The organism is Pseudoalteromonas sp. H103, from assembly GCF_001469205.1.
GTDB lineage: Bacteria > Pseudomonadota > Gammaproteobacteria > Enterobacterales > Alteromonadaceae > Pseudoalteromonas > Pseudoalteromonas carrageenovora.
In genome coordinates this window covers 317,563-335,871 of record NZ_LOFG01000015.1, presented here as the reverse complement: position 1 = coordinate 335,871, position 18,309 = coordinate 317,563, and the positions used below count along the sequence as shown (strand labels likewise).

Genomic DNA, 18,309 nt, shown 5'->3' with positions numbered 1-18,309 from the left:
AAACTTTCAATATTGCGCATGATGTTAACGGCTTACTTTTTGCTGAAGAATGTAATGATAAACAAACTTAATAATAAGAATACCGAGACAGTTAATATAATATTTGCTGTATTTCAAAAATCCTATGCAATTGAGGCTAAATTGATAGGTGCGCTTAACTTTCCTCCTTTAGCACGTAATGCCGAAGATATTAAAAAGTCAGAAACAACCTTTTATGGCTTCACCGAAAATGAATGTTTAGCGGCCGTTATTGAAGTAAATATAAACAATGAGTGTATAGATATTTGTAGTTTAACCGTTGATCCTAGTTATTTTAAAAAAGGTATTGCAAGTAAGCTAATAAATCATGTTTTAACGATGGGTGATATCTCTCTTGCAAGAGTTGAGACTGCGGTTGCTAATACTCCTGCAATAAATTTATATAAAAAGCATGGTTTTGTGGAATTCAAAAGATGGACTCCTTCACATGGTATCGAAAAGCTGGCTATGTCGGTAATTACATGAAACAGTACTTTAAAATAGGTAATAAAAATGGATAGTACATCTTTAATTGCATGGAGTGTTTTATTTGGCGGAATTGGTATTGGCTACCTTACATACGGACGAAGAAAAAAAGCCGTAGTGCCACTTTGTACTGGTTTGTCGTTATTGGTGTTTCCGTACTTTATGAGTAGCGTAGGCATGCTATTAATTGTGGGTACTATTTTAGTAACAATTCCCTATTTTATTAAAATTTAACATTGCTGTTGCTAAGGCTAAATAAAATGAATGCTCTAATAAAAAAGCGCCATGGTATTCAACTTTGGGAAAATACCATGGCGCTTTTTAAATCGTAGAAATAGGAGTGAACCCTACCCTTCATATTTTGCAACCTTGATGCCAACCTAGCTAAAAGGAAAAAGACATTTAAAATCAGCAGCCTAATACGGCGATGTTTTTCCTTATTATTTAATATGTCCCAGTTTTGTGCATTTTAATAGGTTTTTGCACCACTTTAATTAAGGATGCTCAGTGAAGTTTAGCCTGTCTTTTCTCAGCTACAATTTTAATATTGATAAGATCAATATCAGTTATTGAAAACAACAATTTCATTAATACTACTCTTAGCGCTAGAGTGAAGTTAAGCCAACAAACTAAGAGTAATTATTATGACAACATCAAGCTTCACACAACAAGACGGGTTATTTATTGATGCAAATTTACATCAGTTTATTACCCAGCAGTTATGCACTAAAACCAATACAACAGACGCATACCAAGCGCTAGCTACATTAGTTGATGAATTTGGTTGTAAATGCCGCAAAACAAAACACCAACCCAATGATGTATTAGAAGTAGATACACTATTAAACGCGTACCAGCTTCATAATCATCCTCGCTGTCATGTTGATGCGCAAACAACTGAAGCGGTTTTAGATGAATATTGCTGCCAGGTTCCTGCAATTATTGTTGTAGCCTTGATGGATACGCTTAGCGGTACACAGTGCGATGAGCCAAATGCACATGATATTTACCACCGTGCTGCTCAGTTAACTAATCGCCCTTGCGTACATAGAGTAAAAACTGCATCAGCAGCTTAATAATGGAAGTGTTTAAAAGTGCTCGATAACCTTTTGTGCGAAGTCTGTGCAGCTTAAGGTTGTCGAGTTATGAGCATTGCCTGCAACACCTTGGCGCGCTTGCGCTAAATCAAATGTTAGATCTGCGTTTTTAAACGCACTCTCTAATGCGTTTTCAATAAGTAATGCACTTTCATTCCACCTCATAAACTTAAGCATTAAAACGGCACTTAAAATACTACTACTTGGGTTTGCTTTATTTTGCCCTGCTATTCTCTCAAACGTGCCATGGGTTGGCTCAAAAAAAGCGACATCGTTATTAAGGTTTGCTGCAGGCATTATTCCTACTCCCCCCACTTGTGCGCTAAGCATATCTGCTAAAAAATCGCCATTTTGGTTTGTGGTTGCCACCACATCAAATTGCTCTGGGTTCATTAAACATTGTTGCAGCATGTTATCGGCTATCACTTCTTTAATTATTAAAGAAGGTTTATTTACTCGTGCTATTTCAAGCCAGCGTCCGTTTTCGTGTGGGGTAGCGTTAAACTCATTTTGTGCCAACGAAAACCCCCAACGTTTAAAGGCGCCATCTGTAAATTTAAGTACATTACCTTTATGCACAAGCGTTAGCGATTCGCTATTATTTTTAAGCGCGTAATTAATTGCATAGCGAACAAGGCGCTCAGAGCCTTCTTTAGATATATTTTTTATGCCTATGCCACACTCTTGTGAAAACCTCAGTCTGGTTACGCCCATTTCTTCACATAAAAAGTCGAGCATTTTTTCACTTTCTATGCTGCCCGCTTGCCACTCTATTCCTGAATATACGTCTTCACTGCTATCACGCAGCACGGTAATGTTAGTTAAAAAAGGGTTTTTTAAAGGTGATGGCAACGCACTAAAGCCTTTAATAGTGCGCATATTTACAAATAGATCCATCTCGTGTCTAAGCGCTACATTTAATGAGCGAAAACCTCCGCCAAGTGGTGTAGTTAACGGTCCTTTAATTGCTATTTTGCAGGCTCGCACGGCGTTAATGGTTTCTTGAGGGAACCAATCCCCATCATATAATTTTGCAGCTTGCTCGCCGTTATATACTTGCATCCAGTGAATTTTTCGAGCATTGCCATAACAGTGTTCTATGGCATTATTAACTACATGCTGCATTGCAGGTGTTACCTCTTGCCCTACACCATCGCCATTAATGTAAGCAATAATAGGATTTACAGGAACATGCCACAGGCCTTTAGCATCAATAGTAATATTTTTTCCATGTTCAGGGATTTTAATATGCTGATAAGCCATGATTAATACCTATACTTAAAATAGAATGATCTGATTAAATCATGCCTGGGGGAATGTGTATGTAATTTGCTTTTTATAATTGATATTAGTTAAAAAAATAGCGAATTAAATGTGCTTATTTCAGTAAATAGTGGGTCTTAATATCAAGTGTGTATTTTGTATCTGTTGATCTTTCAAGATTAAATTTTCAATCGTCTGTTTTATATTTACACAAGACGGAGCCTATGTAGTGTGGTTTTTTCCATAAACAGGTGCTGCCCAGCGGGTTCTTCCTAGGCGCCGTTGCTTAAATGAATGTAGGGCTATACGGTAACGCAGGAGCAGTTAACGTGCACACTAAGTTGCAAATCTCGCGCCGCGATTAAACAAACTCTACTTTAAAGGAGGTATAAATGAAGTTACTTTGGCTATTTTTGTTCTCAATGTATTCTTTAAACGCTTTTGCTATTGATGTGGTTATTCATAATTTAGACTCCCTTACTACTAACGGTCAAAAAACAGTATCTACTTGGATAAATCAAAGCCTTACAAAAACACAAAATACCTTAGGCCCACTACAGCAAACCACCTTACCTATATATTTAAAGCCACAATATTTTGCTTTTGAACCGGTGCCGTGGGCTAGTGTAAAGCGTAATAACCCCGATGGGCTTGAGCTGCATATTGACCGCTATGCAAGCTTAAAAGCGTTTACAAAAGATTGGACGCTTTACCATGAGCTTTCGCACTTATATTTGCCATTACTACCTTACTCTGGTTTTTGGTTAAGTGAAGGATTTGCCAGTTATATGCAAAACGTAATAATGCGTGATAGCGGTGTAATTAGCCAAGCGCAATTTGTTCAGCGCCTAAACGCTGGATTTGAGCGAGCGCGCTTACAAACTAAAACAAAACAACAACCCCTTAATGAGCTTTCAAGTGATATGTGGAAGCAACGCGCACAACAACGCGTTTATTGGACCGGGGCAGCTTTTTTTGTAGAAGCTGATTTAGCCTTACAAAAGCAAGGACAAAACGTAGCAAGTATCATAAAACAGTATCAAGCATGTTGTAGAACCGCTCGTTCAAGCGCAAAAACATTTATAAAAGAGCTTGATAAGCTCTCGCGAAGCAGTGTTTTTACCACACTTTATGCCAAATACAATACACGTACCGATTTTCCTCCGGTTACAAAAACGCAGCTTAGCAAGCTTTAGCGCTATTTATATAATGAATGTACTCATCAAATGCTGTTGTGTTGAAGTTTACTGAGTATTGGTTCATAAAGCCGTGTAAAAATGTCGTCTTGCTACACTTAACACCTACTTTTAACGCTAAAGAATTAATAATGTCATCAACATTAAAGTGGGGTTCATTTTGTGGAAATATAAATTCGCAAGGGATAGTTGCATTTACATCTAAATTATTTCTAATTTGCGATGGATAAAAACCAATGAGCTTTTTAAGATGTAGATTGCCTGTTAATAACTGTGCTCGCCATGCTGCACTTGCGCCAGCACTAAATGCAATACACACGGTGGGTGAATCAAGCTCGTCAAATACATTTTTAACTTTAGCTGCGTAATTATCATGGCTACTATTTTTTATAAACTTATCATAATAATGTTGTTCAGTATCATATGGTTGCGACTTACCATCGTAAGGTTCAATAATCACTGTTTTAGCCATTATCGCATCTGATAACTTGGTTAAAGCTGGTGTTAATCCAAAAATATCGCTGACTATTATATAATTCATACTTACCTTTTTATAGTTAAAAGCATCGCTTATAAGCAGTTGATAAAGTTAATTATAAATAATTATTAAATAAATAGCTTGCACACATTTTTTATTTGGGTTACCTTTCCTCTCTGGTCTTAAAAAACCACCGCGGTTAACCTTTTTACCCTGATCCAGTAAGCCCCGCAAAACGTATATTTGAAAGCTAAGTTATTGTACGGCGAGAACCCCTTAAATAATACCGAGATGATTTTTGAATCATCGCAAAAGTGTCATAAAGATCGTCAACACTGTAATGAAGCTAAACACAACATCGTTAATTTATTGACTGCAATTTGCTATAAAAATATAGCGCAGAATAAATAACAAGAATAAAGTGAGTTTTATTATGTCTTATAAATATAATGGGTCTATGATCCAAATCGCACATCCAGTGCAATCAATTTCTGTAAATAAACATCGTGTTATCTTTAGTGATACACAAGGTTTAAAAAATGCATTATTTCAAAAAGCGAGTGATGCACGCCAATTTGTTAAGTGGCTAAAAGCTAGCTAAACAATATATAACTTTAATTGCCTCTTATTACTGCAATTATTCATAAAAATTATGCCAGCCTTGTTGCTGGCATTTTACTTTTTAACACTTTGATGCCTACAATAGAGCTATAATAATAATTACTGGTAGCTGCTGTAATGCGCCGTGTATTTTTAAGCTTATTACTATTTTTTTGTTTAACCTCAATAAGTAATGCTAGAACCATTAATTGGTTAGCACACGACTTTGCACCCTATTATATTTTAAATGGCCAATTCCAACATCAAGGCCGCGATGAAAGTATTATTACTTTACTTGAAAAACAGCTCCCCAATATTACTTTTAACCGTATGATCATCCCCTCAGGTAAAGTAGTTCAAGAACTATCTAATACTTCGCATAACGCTTGTGCGCTGTCCCTTTATAAAAATGAGTTTAGAAAACAGCATATTTACTTTACAGATGAAAGTTCGACGACGGGTTTATCCCCATCTATTGCTATGCACGCACGTTTAGCAAACGCGTTAGAACTTAAAGATGCGAACGAGGTGTCTTTACTTGAACTAATACAAGATAAAAAACTAACGCTTGGTGTATCTATGAGTCGTTCTTACGGTAAAGAAATAGATACAGTTATAAACAGTACACCAGACATAGACTTAGTTATACGCCCTACTCGCGATAGCTTAGCGAGCTTAACGTATATGCTTAATTTAAAAAGAATTGATATTTTATTAGGTTATCCAAGCGAACATTACTACTTAGCTAAATCGATGCATTTTGATAAAAACCTCACACAGCGCCCACTTAAAGAAGCGCCAGCTTTAAGTTATGGATATATTGGCTGTACTAAAAACGCACAAGGTGCTGAGGATATAAAAATACTTGACGAACAACTTAAAAAAATTAAACACACTAAGCAATATAACGAATTGCTTATGCGCTGGCTGCCAGAGCACTTAAAACCTTTATTTCAACAAAGAATGCTACTAGCAAAAAAGTAACGCCCTTTAATAACTGAGCTTTCACTTGAAGGTTATTTAAAACACTACTTATGGAGGCTATACAGTAGCGTTTTCGCTTAAACTTACATAAATTAAGCTTTGTGGATTAACCTGCAAACACGTTATAAGCCCCTCTTTTATCAGCTCAAGCATAGCTATAAAACTAACCACTACACCGCTTCTGCCTTCACTTAGGGTAAATAGTTCATTAAATACAACAGCAGAATCGGCTTTAGATAGTTGCTGCAGTATTTGACTCATTCGTTCGCGGGTTGATAGTACTTCAGCTGTTATTTGGTGATGCTCAAATGTTTTAGCTCGTGCCATTACATCGCTAAGTGCAAGCATTAAATCTTTAAGTTCAAGCTCTGGTAAAGATGGGCTATTATCACTTGCGGTTGGCATTGCGGCATGCGCAATAAAAATATCACGGCCAACACGGGGGATCTCATCTAGATTTTCGGCGGCTGTTTTAAACTGCTCATATTCTTGCAGGCGTTTAATAAGCTCAGCACGGGGATCTTCTTCCTCTTCAAGTTCTTCGTGAACAGGTAATAGTAACCGCGATTTAATTTGTGCAAGCAGCGCCGCCATGACTAAATACTCGCCAGCGAGTTCTAGTTGAAATTCGGTCATCATTTCAACATAGCTTACATACTGTTCAGTGATACTAAAAATAGAAAGCTCAAGCACATCTAGCTTATGCTTTTTAATTAAATACAGTAGTAAATCGAGTGGGCCTTCAAACGTTTCTAAAATGATTTCAAGCGCATCAGGGGGAATGTATAGATCTTCGGGTTTATCAACTACGGCTTTACCGTGCAAAAAAGCCAGTGGCAGCTTTTGCTGCACTGGCTCAAGTTCATTCGATACACCGTTATTTTCGGGCTTGTCACTCAACAGTGTTTACTCAAACGGGCTAGTATCGCCACAGCCAACACGTAGTATTTTTATATCGTCTTCGGATAAATCAATTACTGTTGTTGCTTGTTCAGCTAAATAGCCACCGTGAATAATTAAATCGACGTGTTTATCTAAGCGTTCTAAAATTTCATCAGGATCTGATTCTGTAAACTCTTGCCCTGGTAAAATAAGTGAACACGACATAAGCGGCTCACCTAGTTCAGCAAGTAACGCACAGGCAATTGGGTGCTCAATAACACGCATACCTATGGTTTTTTTCTTTTCGTTTAACAAACGCTTTGGTACTTCTTTTGTACCTTTAAAAATAAAGGTATAAGGCCCTGGCGTATTATTTTTAATTAATCTAAACAGTTGGTTATCTACTCTTGCATAAGTAGCAAGCTCTGATAAGTCTCTGCAAACAAGTGTAAAGTTATCGTTTTTTTCAATGCCACGAATGCGCTCTATACGCTCTTTAGCTTGTTTGTTACCTAAGTTACACCCTATGGCGTAACCAGAATCTGTTGGATAAACAACAACGCCGCCTTTTTTAATAATATCAACGGCTTGATTAATAAGTCGTGGCTGCGGGTTATCAGGATGAATATGAAATAATTGACTCATGTTAATGCCCCTTCTTGTCCTTCCCATGCTTGCCAAACACCTTGGCAGTCTTTAGGTAAGTATAAGTTTTTGCCAAGCTCTAAATAGCTTGTCGGAAAATGAAAATCAGACCCTTGCGAGCAGAGTAAATCGTACTCTCGGCTCAGTTCACCTAAAAATTGTCGCTCACTAGGAGCTTGTTGAGGCTGTGCAACTTCCATTGCATCACCACCAACACTTTTATACTCGGTTAACAATTTACGCAACCATTTATTAGACATTTGATAACGCCCAGGATGTGCCACTACTGCAATACCTCCCGCTGAATGAATTGCTTCAATGGCGGTTTGCATATTGCACCAGTTACTTGGCACATAGCCGGTTTTACCGCGACCTAAATATTTTTTAAATACACCAGGGAAGTTTTTAGCTACACCACGCTCTATCAGCGCGCGTGCAAAGTGCGCACGAGTAATTTGCGCGTCTTGTGCAAGCTCTTTGGCTTGCTCATAAATGCCATCAAAACCGTTTTTTGTAAGCCTTGCGCCTATTTCTAGCGCTCTGACTTCACGCTTTTGCTGCTGCTGCGTTAACAATGAAGTAAGGTCAAAATTATCAATATCAACATTCAAACCCACTATATGTATTTCGAAGCTTTCCCATTTAGTCGAAATTTCTACCCCGGTAATTAATGATAAAGGCAAATTTTCGGTTTGAATAAATTCTTGAGCGGGCTTAATAGCAGCCACAGTATCGTGATCGGTAATAGCAAACACATCTATATTTTTATCAACGGCGCGGGTAAGTAATTCTTCAACCGTTAACTGCCCGTCTGAATGCGTGGTGTGGCTATGTAAATCGTATTTTATCAAAAGAAAACTGCTTAAAATTAAGGGTTAATGGCGTTTATGTAAGTATAACAAGTTTTTTGACTAAATTGTTTTAAATAAACACTTGACACAAAAGCACTAGATACGTTTTACTGTAGCCACTTTCAGACACATTAAGAATTAATAAAAATGATCAATTCAATTCAAAACACTATTTGGTGGTGGCACTCATAATTATTGGGTGATGAATTGTCGTGTCTAGCAAAAATTCAAAACCCGCATAATGCGGGTTTTTTTATAACTAAATTTTACGTAATTATATTTTTTAATTTTGAGGCAAAAAAACATGAATAACGGTCTTACTCTTACACATCGTTGGTGGTGGCGCCTGATATAGCGGGACGGTAATGATCTGTTTGTAATTTAGATATCGTTATTCTAACCCCGCATTGCTAACGCATTGCGGGGTTTAATTTTTTGAGGGAATGAGGTTTGATTTTTAGTCATATAACTACCACACCAGGCGAAGTAACAAGCATTACGCAAGTTCGCGAATACATAAGTAGCCCACTTGCACTTTATGCTGCACTTGATAAGCCTAATTCGCTGCTGCTTGAGTCAGCTGAAATTGATTCTAAAGACAGTGTTAAAAGTTTAATTTTAGTTGATAGTGCCCTGCGTATTGTATGTAAGGGAAAAACGGTAACTGTTAACGCACAATCTAATAACGGCAAACAATTATTAAGCTACTTACAAGCAAATGTTAAGAGCTGCGATTCACAATTAAACGACACAACGCTTACACTTAACTACCAAGACACCAGCAGCGATATAGACGAAGCAAGTAAGCTTGTTGCCGATAATGCCTTCAGCGCTCTTCGTACCTGTATTAACAGTATTCAAAGCACCACCGAAAATCCATTTTCGGTATTTTTAGGCGGTGTATTTGCCTACGATATGGTGGCAAATTTTGAGCAATTAAGCGATGTACCTGATGGCGAAAACACCTGCCCAGATTACGTATTTTACCTAGCCGAAACCTTAGTTGTTATTGATCATCAAAAACAAACCACTGAGCTTATTGGTAATGTATTTAATGGCCCAGATGTTCATGCAAATTGCTTTGAAGTAGGTAAAGAACTTGAACGGTTAAATACCCTTTGCGACAACGCGGCAGAATTTAGCGCTGACATGCAAACTGGCGAATGTGAAGTAAACGTTGATATAAGCGATGAAACTTACTGCGAGCAAGTAGTTAAACTTAAAAAGAATATTGTCGATGGCGACATTTTTCAGGTGGTGCCTTCACGTACTTTTTCATTGCCCTGCCCTGACTCGTTACATGCTTACAGCCAACTTAAAAAGCAAAACCCAAGCCCATACATGTTTTACATGCGCGATGAAGACTTTGCTTTATTTGGCGCCTCTCCTGAGTCGGCGCTTAAGTACGATGTAAGTAATCAACAAGTTGAAGTGTATCCAATTGCAGGTACCCGAGCGCGTGGTAAGTTTGCAAACGGTCAAATAAACCCAGACTTAGATAGCCGTATTGAGCTTGAGCTAAGAAACGATCAAAAAGAGCGTGCTGAACATTTAATGCTTGTCGATTTAGCGCGTAACGATGTTGCACGTATTAGTGTTGCAGGTACTCGTTTTGCAAAAGAGTTATTAAAAGTAGACCGTTATTCACAAGTAATGCATTTAGTGTCACGCGTAGTAGGTACTTTAAAACCTGAACTTGACGCACTACATGCTTATCAAGCGTGTATGAACATGGGCACGCTTGTTGGTGCACCAAAAGTACGTGCCGCAGAACTTGTACGCCAAACAGAAGGTAAGCGCCGTGGAAGCTACGGTGGTGCAGTAGGTTATTTAACCGGCGATGGCGCAATGGATAGCTGTATTGTTATTCGCTCTGCGTTTGTAAAAAACAATACGGCGTATGTGCAAGCTGGCGCAGGAGTCGTATTTGACTCAGATCCGCAATCAGAAGCAAACGAAACGCGCGCAAAAGCTCAAGCGGTCATTACCGCCATAAAATCTACTTATAAGGCGGTATAAAATGAGTAATGAAAATCCACTTAAAATATACTTTTTAGATAATTTTGATTCGTTTAGCTACAACCTTGTTGATGAACTAACCATGTTAGGGTGTGAGCTTGTTGTATACAGAAACAACATAAACGCTGACGTTATTTTTAACAAAATGCGCCAAGAGCCTGGCCAAGTATTATTAGTTCTATCACCAGGGCCTGGTACACCAAGCGACGCCGGCTGCTTAATGGAGCTAATTGAACTTGCTAAAGGTCAATTTCCTATGCTTGGTATTTGTTTAGGCCAGCAAGCTTTAACACAAAGTTATGGCGGAGTAATCGGTCACGCTGGCGAAACCGTACATGGTAAGTCATCAATCATTGATTTAAACGCACACCCTGTATTTGATGGCATGGGAAGTACAATGCCTGTAGCGCGTTATCATTCGCTAATGGCAACTGAAGTACCTAAAAATATTGAAGTAATAGCACAATTTGAAGACATACCTATGGCTATTTACCATCATGGAGACAGTGCATTGGGCTATCAGTTTCATCCTGAATCAATACTTACGCCAAATGGTGCGATGCTACTTCAGCAAAGTGTCGCGTATTTAACACGCGCAAATTAATAGAGGACATTATGAGTACACAACGACAAGAGCCCATAAATGTTCAATATGCTATTGAGCAGCTTATTAAAAATCAATCACTAAGCTATGAGCAGTCAAAAGCATTATTTGATGAAATAATGCAAGGCAACATGAGTGAAATAGAGCTAACAGCCTTACTTATTAGCCTTAAAATAAAAGGCGAAGTGAGCGATGAGATTGCCGGCGCTGCCGCATCAATGCGTGAAAACGCGGTTGTTTTTAATACAACCAGCTCACAACTTGCTGATAGCTGTGGTACCGGTGGCGATGGCTCAAATACAATTAATATAAGCACTACTGCTGCAATTGTTGCAGCGGCCGCGGGTATTAATATGGTAAAGCATGGTAATCGAAGTGTATCAAGTAATTCAGGCTCAGCCGATTTACTCAAAGCACTGGGCATTAATATTGATATGAGCCCAGAACAAGCTGCAAAATGCCTTGAGCAAACACACTTTACCTTTTTGTTTGCACCGCATTACCACAGCGGCGTACGCCATGCGATGAGCGTACGTACTGCACTTAAAACACGTACAATATTTAATATTTTAGGCCCCCTTGCTAACCCTGCGGCGCCTGATGTGCAATTACTAGGTGTGTACGACGAGTCGCTATGTATGCCCATGGCACAAACGCTTAAAACATTAGGCACTAAGCGCGCAATGATCGTGCATGGCTCAGGTACTGACGAAATCGCCCTTCATGGCCCAACCAACGTAGTTGAGCTTAATAATGGCGAAATAACACAGTACACATTAAACCCAAGCGACTTTGACCTTGCAAACTATTCACTTGAACAACTAGCAGGTGAAGGCCCACAATACAACGCAAATGCAAGCCTTGCTATATTGCAAGGTAAAGGCACAGACGCACACAACGCTGCCATTGTGGTCAATGTGGCTGCACTTTTATACCTAAGCGATAAAGTGCAATCATTAAAAGATGGCGCACGACACGTACAAACATTACTCAGTTCAGGCAAGGCCATGGACACATTAAATGCAATTATTGAGGTAAGTCATGGCTAATGTATTAGACAAAATTGTTGCTGATAAAAAATTAGAGCTCATTGAGCGCAAAGCAGCCCGCCCGCTTGAAAGCTTTAAACATCTTGCAGAGCCTACAAGCCGCAGCTTTTATAAAGCGCTAGCTGCGCCAGGTACACAATTTATTTTAGAGTGCAAAAAAGCCTCTCCGTCAAAAGGGTTAATACGCGAGCCGTTTGATTTAAGCGAGATCACCTCTGTTTATAAAAAATACGCTACCTGCATGAGCGTGCTTACAGACGCAAAGTACTTTCAAGGTAGCTTTGATTACTTAGAGTTTGTACGTAGCCAAGTAGAGCAACCACTTATTTGTAAAGACTTTTTTATAGATGAGTACCAAGTGTATATGGCGCGAATTTATGGCGGCGATGCTATTTTATTAATGCTCTCAGTACTTGATGACGAAAGCTACAAGGCTCTGCATACAGTAGCAGACTCGCTTAACATGTCGGTACTAACTGAAGTAAGTAACGAAGAAGAAGTGCACCGCGCCCTTGCACTCAATGCGCAAATTATAGGTATTAATAACCGCGACCTACGCGATTTAAGTACCGACTTAGCCACCACCGAGAAGCTGCGTAAACTCATTCCTGCAGATAAAGTGGTTATTTCAGAGTCTGGTATTTATACCCATCAAGATGTTAAACGCCTAGCACCGCTATGCGATGGCTTTTTAATTGGCAGTTCATTAATGAGCGAGCGCGATTTAGAGCAAGCCTGTAAAAAAGTGATACTTGGTGATAACAAAGTATGCGGTTTAACGCGTAGCCAAGACGCGCAAGCAGCTTATAACAGCGGTGCAGTCTATGGTGGGCTTATTTTTCACCCTAAATCACCACGATATGTAGATTTAGACTGTGCTATTGAGCTTAGCCAAAGCGCTCCGTTAAACTTTGTAGGTGTATTTGTAAATGCACCAATTGAGCAAGTAGCTCAATACGCAAGTGTGTTAAAATTAGCGGCAGTTCAATTACATGGACAAGAAAGTGACGATTATATTGCCACTTTACGTACACAACTTCCTAACGGGTGTGAAATTTGGAAAGCACAAGCAATTAAAGATACGCTACCAACACCTGTAAATGGCGTAGAGCGTCACCTTTACGATACCCACAGCGATACACAAGCTGGTGGTACAGGTAAAGCATTTGATTGGTCGGTGCTTCGCGATGCAACCACACCGTTTATGCTAGCGGGTGGTTTAAATCCAGAAAATATTAAAGACGCGCTTTTTCAAGGTGCCCTTGGCCTTGACTTAAACTCAGGCGTTGAAGAATCTGCGGGTAAAAAGTGCCCTGGCAAATTACAAAATGCTTTTACAAGCATCAGAAATTATTGAGGTTAAAATGCAAAATCCAGCTTATTTTGGCGAGTTTGGCGGTATGTTTGTACCCGAGCTACTTGTCCCTGCGCTTAAGCAGTTAGAAAACGAATTTAACAAAGCACAAAAAGATCCTGAGTTTCAGGCAGAATTTACCAAGTTACTAAACGAGTATGCAGGGCGCCCTACGCCGCTTACTTTAACGCGTAATTTAATTAAAAACCCTAAAGTTAAACTTTACCTAAAGCGTGAAGATTTATTACACGGTGGCGCGCACAAAACTAACCAAGTACTTGGTCAAGCGTTGCTAACTAAACGTATGGGTAAAAAAGAAGTTATTGCAGAAACCGGCGCAGGCCAGCACGGCGTTGCAACGGCTCTTGCGTGTGCATTACTTGGCTTAAAATGCCGAATTTATATGGGCGCTAAAGATGTTGAGCGCCAACAGCCAAACGTATTTAGAATGAAATTAATGGGCGCAGAGGTTATTCCGGTAACAGCAGGCTCTGGCACACTAAAAGATGCGGTTAACGAAGCACTACGTGACTGGTCTGCAAATTATCAAGAGGCACATTACTTACTTGGTACCGCTGCGGGCCCTCACCCATTCCCAACAATTGTACGAGAGTATCAAAAAATTATTGGTGAAGAAGCTAAACAGCAAATATTAAAAGCTGAAGGTCGCTTACCAGACGCGGTACTTGCGTGTGTTGGCGGTGGATCTAACGCTATTGGTATGTTTACAGACTTTATTGACGAGCCAAGTGTAAAACTTATCGGTGTTGAGCCTGCTGGTAAAGGGTTAGATACCCACGAGCACGGCGCTACCATTTGTAAAGGCACCAAAGGTATATTACACGGTACGTATACTTACATTATGCAAAACGACGATGGTCAAATAGAAGAGTCATACTCGGTATCTGCCGGTCTTGATTACCCAGCAGTTGGGCCACAGCACGCTTTTTTACACGAAACCGGTCGTGCTCAATATGTTGGTATTACCGATACAGAAGCACTTGATGCGTTCCAAGCGCTGGCTAAAAACGAAGGTATTATTCCGGCACTCGAATCAAGCCATGCCCTTGCTTATGCACTTAAATACGCAGAAGAGCAAACAGAAGAAAGCATTTTAGTGGTTAACTTAAGTGGCCGTGGCGACAAAGATTTAACGCACGTACACACTGTTTTATCACAAGGAGGTCAACTATGAGCCAGCTAAATACAGATCGTTACGGTAAAACATTTGCCGCCCTGAATGAGCAAAAACAAGGTGCATTTGTACCCTTTGTTACTATTGGTGACCCAGGCAAAGAGCAAAGTATTGCGATTATTAAAAGCCTAATTGACGGTGGCGCTGATGCACTTGAGCTTGGCATTCCGTTTTCAGATCCAATCGCTGATGGCCCTGTTATTCAAAAAGCGAATATTCGCGCGCTTGATGTAAATATTAACACCCAAGATTGCTTTGATATTATTAAAGAAATACGCGATTACAATGCAGATATTCCTATTGGTTTATTACTGTACTCTAACCTTGTGTTTAAGCGCGGCCTTGAAGCATTTTATAAAGATGCAAAAGCAGCAGGCGTAGACTCTATTTTAGTTGCTGATGTGCCACTGCATGAGTCTAAAATGTTTAGAAAAGCCGCTATGGCAAACGGTGTAGACCCAATATTTATTGCTACACCCAATGCCGATGACGATACAATGCGCCAATGTGCATCTTACGGGCGTGGTTACACGTATTTACTGTCGCGTGCAGGTGTTACCGGTACTGATACTAAAGCGCAAATGCCAGCGGGCAACATTGTTACTAAATTAAAAGAATACCATGCAGCCCCTGCTTTATTGGGCTTTGGTATTTCAACACCCGATGATGTAAAAGCAGCGCTAAATGCAGGTGCTGCCGGTGCAATTTCAGGCTCAGCCGTCGTTAAAATTATTGAGGCTAACCTTAATGATTTAGATGCAATGACCGCTCAGTTAAAAGCGTTCGTTAGCGAAATGAAAGCTGCAACCGCATTATAAAAAGTTTAAATTTACACATTAAAAAAGGGCATTTAAAATGCCCTTTTTATTTTAAAATCGTACTGAGAAAGCTTAGTGAGCTTAGTGAGCTTAGTGAGCTTGGTGCTTACCTTCTAAAATTTCTTCAATAAATTTAGCGTTAAACGCCTCTAAATCTGCGGGGCTTCTACTTGTTACTAAGCCTTGATCAACACTTACCTCTTTATCTACCCAATTTGCGCCAGCGTTAATTAAATCGCTTTTAATACTTGGGAATGAAGTGACAGTGCGATCGCGTAATTTATTTATCTCGGCAAGTAACCAAGGAGCATGACAAATAGCCGCTACAGGTTTATTTTTTTCTGCGCCAAAAAAGCCGTCAATAAATGCTTTTGCGTGTTTATCTTGACGAAGAGAATCTGGGTTAAATAAACCGCCAGGCAACATAAGTGCATCGTAATCGCTGGCACTTGCATTAGTTACAAGTTTATCAACGCTTACTTTGTCGCCCCATTTGTCTTCGTCCCAACCGGTGATCTGACCTTCTTTAATAGATACTATTTCAATATCGGCACCTGCGTTTAATAAAGCATCTCGTGGAGATAACAGTTCGCTTTGTTCAAAACCATCTGTGGCTAAAATTGCAATTTTTTTGCCTTGTAAACGTGTGCTGGTTTGTAATGTAGTCATTTAGATCTCCTTATAACATTTAATAAAGTGTTCGAATCATCTTATTAAAAGCATAAGAAATGCCAACTTTAAGCCACTGAAAAAAATAAAGATTTATAAGCAACATGACTAAAGCCATGTAAATCATTTAGAGGTTATGAATAATCTACATAGGCCAGATACAACACCGCTTTGATACTCAATGATTAAAATACTGAAGCTTCGCTTTCCCGTGAGCAAGTCCAGCGCCTACGACTTATGCACGGCATTAGTTTTTTTGTAGACGCACAACTTGTTGGCGTGATGGGCAGTGCCCATAATTTTATATTTAATAGCGCCAATAAGAGCTAAATAAACCTATTTTAAAGAAGATCTTTTAACGCTTTAGCAGGTTTAAATACGGCTTTATTTGCGCCTTCTATTTCAATAGCTTCGCCTGTTTGCGGATTACGCCCGGCTCGCGCTGGGTAGTAACTTAATGCAAACGTGCCAAAACCATTAATTTGCACTTGGTCACCTTCTGAGAGCGATTTAGTAATCACTTTTTGCAAGCTTGCAAGTACAGCTTGGGTATCTTTCTTTGTAAGGTCACTGCTTTTAGCTATTTGGGCAATAAGTTGGGCTTTGTTCATTTTAGGCTCCTAAATGCACGCTTAATCAGGGGTGGTTAAGCGTAAGAATATGATGATGAATAAATAAAGCCACGCAGGCTAAGGCTTACAGGGCAACAAGTCAACCTTGTAGTTGCTTGGTGTTATGTGGTAAAAACTTCCCTGACTTCTTTTTGTATAATTTAGGTAGTATATGCACGCATTAATTGAATACATTCCGCTCATATTATTCTTTGCGGTATTTAAACTGGTTGATATTTACTGGGCAACGGGCCTTTTAATGGCAACTACACTTATCCAAGTTGCCTATAGCTACTTTAAACACGGTAACGTCCCTACCCGTCAGTGGATATTTTTTGGGATTGCCGCTGTATTTGGTACGCTGACTTTAGTTTTTCATGACGAGCAATACATAAAATGGAAAGCCACAATAATATACGCCGGTTTAAGCTTAACCTTACTTGTTAGTCGTTATGCACTTAATAAAAATCTGGTTAAAAAAGCACTAAGCTCAATACTTGAAAACGCGAACGATTCAAAGCAAGAAATTAGAGTGCCAGAGCCTCTATGGAATAAACTTAATTTACTGTGGGTTGCCATAACAGCCGGTATTGCGGTGCTCAATATTTACATTGCTTATAACTTTTCACTCGATTTTTGGGTTAACTTTAAAGTGTTTGGCTTGATGGGCATTACCTTTGTGAGTATTTTTGCCACTATTATTGCTTTATACAAATACCTACCAGACGAAGAAGAAGCTGCTAAGTAAAATGTTTTCGTCATAAAAATGTCGTCTTTGCTTGTTAGTTTGTAAAAAAACGCAATCAGAGACGCCCTTGAACGCCAATCAATACCGCTGGTTTGAATTTACCCTCGTTTTTATAACGTTGCCTTTAATAGGTTTTACGTTACGCCATCATTTAGCTAACTGGCTTATTCCTGCGTTAATAATTTTAATGAGTGTTTGCTGTATGTTGCTGCTTAGCGATCCGCATTTTAAACGCTTTAGACTCACAAGCCTTGGGCAGTTCTCTGCTGTTAAAAGACGAATATTTAGCTTCTTTTTTTTAGGCGCCCTGTTCTCGGGTATGTTTTACGGCATTATTCATCAAGGGAACTGGTTTACCTTGCCCCGAAACTCTTTAAACGACTGGCTACTATTAATTTTGCTATATCCACTACTTTCAGTACTACCGCAAGAGCTAATATTTAGAACCTACTTTTTTCATCGTTATAAACGCATAATGCCAAAAAAAGGTGTTCGTATAATTGTCAGTGCCACTGTTTTTGCGCTTGCGCATATAGTGTATGCAAATTGGATTGCGGTAGGATTAGCATTTTTAGGCGGGTTACTCTTTTCGTATACCTATGCACAAAGCCGCTCAACGTTTGTGTGTGTTATTGAACATAGCTTGTGGGGCATTTGGATGTTTACCCTTGGAATTGGCAGCTACTTAAACTCTGGTGCACTTAGTTAAACAAAAAAGCCGCGTTAAATAACGCGGCTAATC

At 39.3% G+C, this 18,309-nt stretch carries 21 protein-coding genes; 14 read left to right on the top strand and 7 right to left on the bottom strand.

Going from position 1 to position 18,309, the window contains the following annotated elements; genetic code table 11:
- Positions 1–54: 54 nt before the first annotated feature.
- The 3 genes from ATS74_RS11335 to ATS74_RS11325 all read left to right on the top strand — a co-directional run bounded on the left by ATS74_RS11335 (position 55) and on the right by ATS74_RS11325 (position 1,580).
- Entirely contained in the window at positions 55–504 is a 450-nt protein-coding gene (locus tag ATS74_RS11335; RefSeq protein ID WP_058549170.1) for a GNAT family N-acetyltransferase, read from the top strand.
- 27 nt (positions 505–531) lie between these two features.
- The gene (locus tag ATS74_RS11330) at positions 532–738 is read left to right on the top strand and encodes a hypothetical protein (protein WP_058549001.1); all 207 of its coding nucleotides are present in this window, start codon (positions 532–534) and stop codon (positions 736–738) included.
- 410 nt (positions 739–1,148) lie between these two features.
- A complete protein-coding gene (locus tag ATS74_RS11325; RefSeq protein WP_058549000.1) occupies positions 1,149–1,580 on the top strand; it encodes a hypothetical protein in 432 nt (143 codons plus the stop codon).
- A 12-nt stretch (positions 1,581–1,592) separates the two neighbouring features.
- Here ATS74_RS11325 and icd read toward each other — a convergent pair whose 3' ends face one another.
- On the bottom strand, positions 1,593–2,864 hold the full coding sequence (gene icd / locus ATS74_RS11320; protein ID WP_058548999.1) for an NADP-dependent isocitrate dehydrogenase: 1,272 nt from the start codon (positions 2,862–2,864) through the stop codon (positions 1,593–1,595).
- A 392-nt stretch (positions 2,865–3,256) separates the two neighbouring features.
- On the opposite strand from icd, the gene ATS74_RS11315 reads away from it, so the two are divergent.
- Positions 3,257–4,060, top strand: coding sequence for a M61 family metallopeptidase (locus tag ATS74_RS11315; protein ID WP_058548998.1), 804 nt, complete (start codon positions 3,257–3,259; stop codon positions 4,058–4,060).
- Here the strand turns inward: ATS74_RS11315 and ATS74_RS11310 are convergent.
- Positions 4,047–4,601 (bottom strand): hypothetical protein, encoded by a 555-nt coding sequence (locus ATS74_RS11310; protein WP_058548997.1) that lies wholly within the window; start codon positions 4,599–4,601, stop codon positions 4,047–4,049. The two genes, ATS74_RS11315 and ATS74_RS11310, sit on opposite strands and share 14 nt — an antisense overlap.
- 370 nt (positions 4,602–4,971) lie before the next feature.
- Here ATS74_RS11310 and ATS74_RS20020 point away from each other — a divergent pair, with 370 nt between their 5' ends.
- Positions 4,972–5,139, top strand: a complete 168-nt coding sequence (locus ATS74_RS20020) for a hypothetical protein (protein ID WP_007375427.1) — start codon at positions 4,972–4,974, stop codon at positions 5,137–5,139.
- Between the two features lie 137 nt (positions 5,140–5,276).
- Positions 5,277–6,122: a transporter substrate-binding domain-containing protein gene (locus ATS74_RS11305; RefSeq protein ID WP_058548996.1), complete on the top strand. Its 846-nt coding sequence runs from the start codon at positions 5,277–5,279 to the stop codon at positions 6,120–6,122.
- A 57-nt stretch (positions 6,123–6,179) separates the two neighbouring features.
- On the opposite strand, the gene ATS74_RS11300 is transcribed toward ATS74_RS11305, so the two are convergent.
- From ATS74_RS11300 to rnm, 3 genes are read right to left on the bottom strand one after another with little or no spacing between them, the layout of a single operon-like run.
- Positions 6,180–7,022, bottom strand: coding sequence for a segregation and condensation protein A (locus ATS74_RS11300; RefSeq protein WP_058548995.1), 843 nt, complete (start codon positions 7,020–7,022; stop codon positions 6,180–6,182).
- Between the two features lie 6 nt (positions 7,023–7,028).
- Positions 7,029–7,649, bottom strand: coding sequence for an L-threonylcarbamoyladenylate synthase (locus ATS74_RS11295; RefSeq protein ID WP_058548994.1), 621 nt, complete (start codon positions 7,647–7,649; stop codon positions 7,029–7,031).
- Positions 7,646–8,500, bottom strand: coding sequence for an RNase RNM (gene rnm, locus ATS74_RS11290; RefSeq protein ID WP_058548993.1), 855 nt, complete (start codon positions 8,498–8,500; stop codon positions 7,646–7,648). The genes ATS74_RS11295 and rnm overlap by 4 nt, the downstream gene beginning before the upstream one ends.
- Positions 8,501–8,950: 450 nt before the next feature.
- Here rnm and ATS74_RS11285 point away from each other — a divergent pair, with 450 nt between their 5' ends.
- From ATS74_RS11285 to trpA, 6 genes are read left to right on the top strand one after another with little or no spacing between them, the layout of a single operon-like run.
- Entirely contained in the window at positions 8,951–10,519 is a 1,569-nt protein-coding gene (locus tag ATS74_RS11285; RefSeq protein WP_058548992.1) for an anthranilate synthase component 1, read from the top strand.
- A 1-nt stretch (position 10,520) separates the two neighbouring features.
- Entirely contained in the window at positions 10,521–11,123 is a 603-nt protein-coding gene (locus ATS74_RS11280) for an aminodeoxychorismate/anthranilate synthase component II (RefSeq protein ID WP_058548991.1), read from the top strand.
- Between the two features lie 11 nt (positions 11,124–11,134).
- Positions 11,135–12,172 (top strand): anthranilate phosphoribosyltransferase, encoded by a 1,038-nt coding sequence (trpD, locus tag ATS74_RS11275; RefSeq protein ID WP_058548990.1) that lies wholly within the window; start codon positions 11,135–11,137, stop codon positions 12,170–12,172.
- Positions 12,165–13,529, top strand: coding sequence for a bifunctional indole-3-glycerol-phosphate synthase TrpC/phosphoribosylanthranilate isomerase TrpF (trpCF, locus tag ATS74_RS11270; protein WP_058548989.1), 1,365 nt, complete (start codon positions 12,165–12,167; stop codon positions 13,527–13,529). The genes trpD and trpCF overlap by 8 nt, the downstream gene beginning before the upstream one ends.
- Positions 13,530–13,536: 7 nt before the next feature.
- Positions 13,537–14,721, top strand: a complete 1,185-nt coding sequence (gene trpB, locus ATS74_RS11265; protein WP_058549169.1) for a tryptophan synthase subunit beta — start codon at positions 13,537–13,539, stop codon at positions 14,719–14,721.
- Positions 14,718–15,539, top strand: coding sequence for a tryptophan synthase subunit alpha (gene trpA, locus ATS74_RS11260; protein ID WP_058548988.1), 822 nt, complete (start codon positions 14,718–14,720; stop codon positions 15,537–15,539). Before trpB ends, trpA begins: the two co-directional genes overlap by 4 nt.
- Before the next feature lie 90 nt (positions 15,540–15,629).
- On the opposite strand, the gene ATS74_RS11255 is transcribed toward trpA, so the two are convergent.
- Both ATS74_RS11255 and ATS74_RS11250 read right to left on the bottom strand, forming a co-directional pair.
- Positions 15,630–16,208, bottom strand: coding sequence for a type 1 glutamine amidotransferase domain-containing protein (locus tag ATS74_RS11255; RefSeq protein WP_058548987.1), 579 nt, complete (start codon positions 16,206–16,208; stop codon positions 15,630–15,632).
- Between the two features lie 341 nt (positions 16,209–16,549).
- Positions 16,550–16,819 carry an HU family DNA-binding protein gene (locus tag ATS74_RS11250; RefSeq protein WP_058548986.1) on the bottom strand — a complete coding sequence of 90 codons (270 nt, stop codon included), beginning with the start codon at positions 16,817–16,819 and terminating at the stop codon, positions 16,550–16,552.
- A 172-nt stretch (positions 16,820–16,991) separates the two neighbouring features.
- Between ATS74_RS11250 and ispZ the strand changes: the two genes are divergently transcribed.
- Together ispZ and ATS74_RS11240 are read left to right on the top strand one after the other, a co-directional pair.
- Positions 16,992–17,567 carry a septation protein IspZ gene (ispZ, locus tag ATS74_RS11245; protein ID WP_058548985.1) on the top strand — a complete coding sequence of 192 codons (576 nt, stop codon included), beginning with the start codon at positions 16,992–16,994 and terminating at the stop codon, positions 17,565–17,567.
- A 67-nt stretch (positions 17,568–17,634) separates the two neighbouring features.
- A complete protein-coding gene (locus tag ATS74_RS11240) occupies positions 17,635–18,276 on the top strand; it encodes a CPBP family intramembrane glutamic endopeptidase (RefSeq protein WP_058548984.1) in 642 nt (213 codons plus the stop codon).
- Positions 18,277–18,309: the final 33 nt, after the last annotated feature.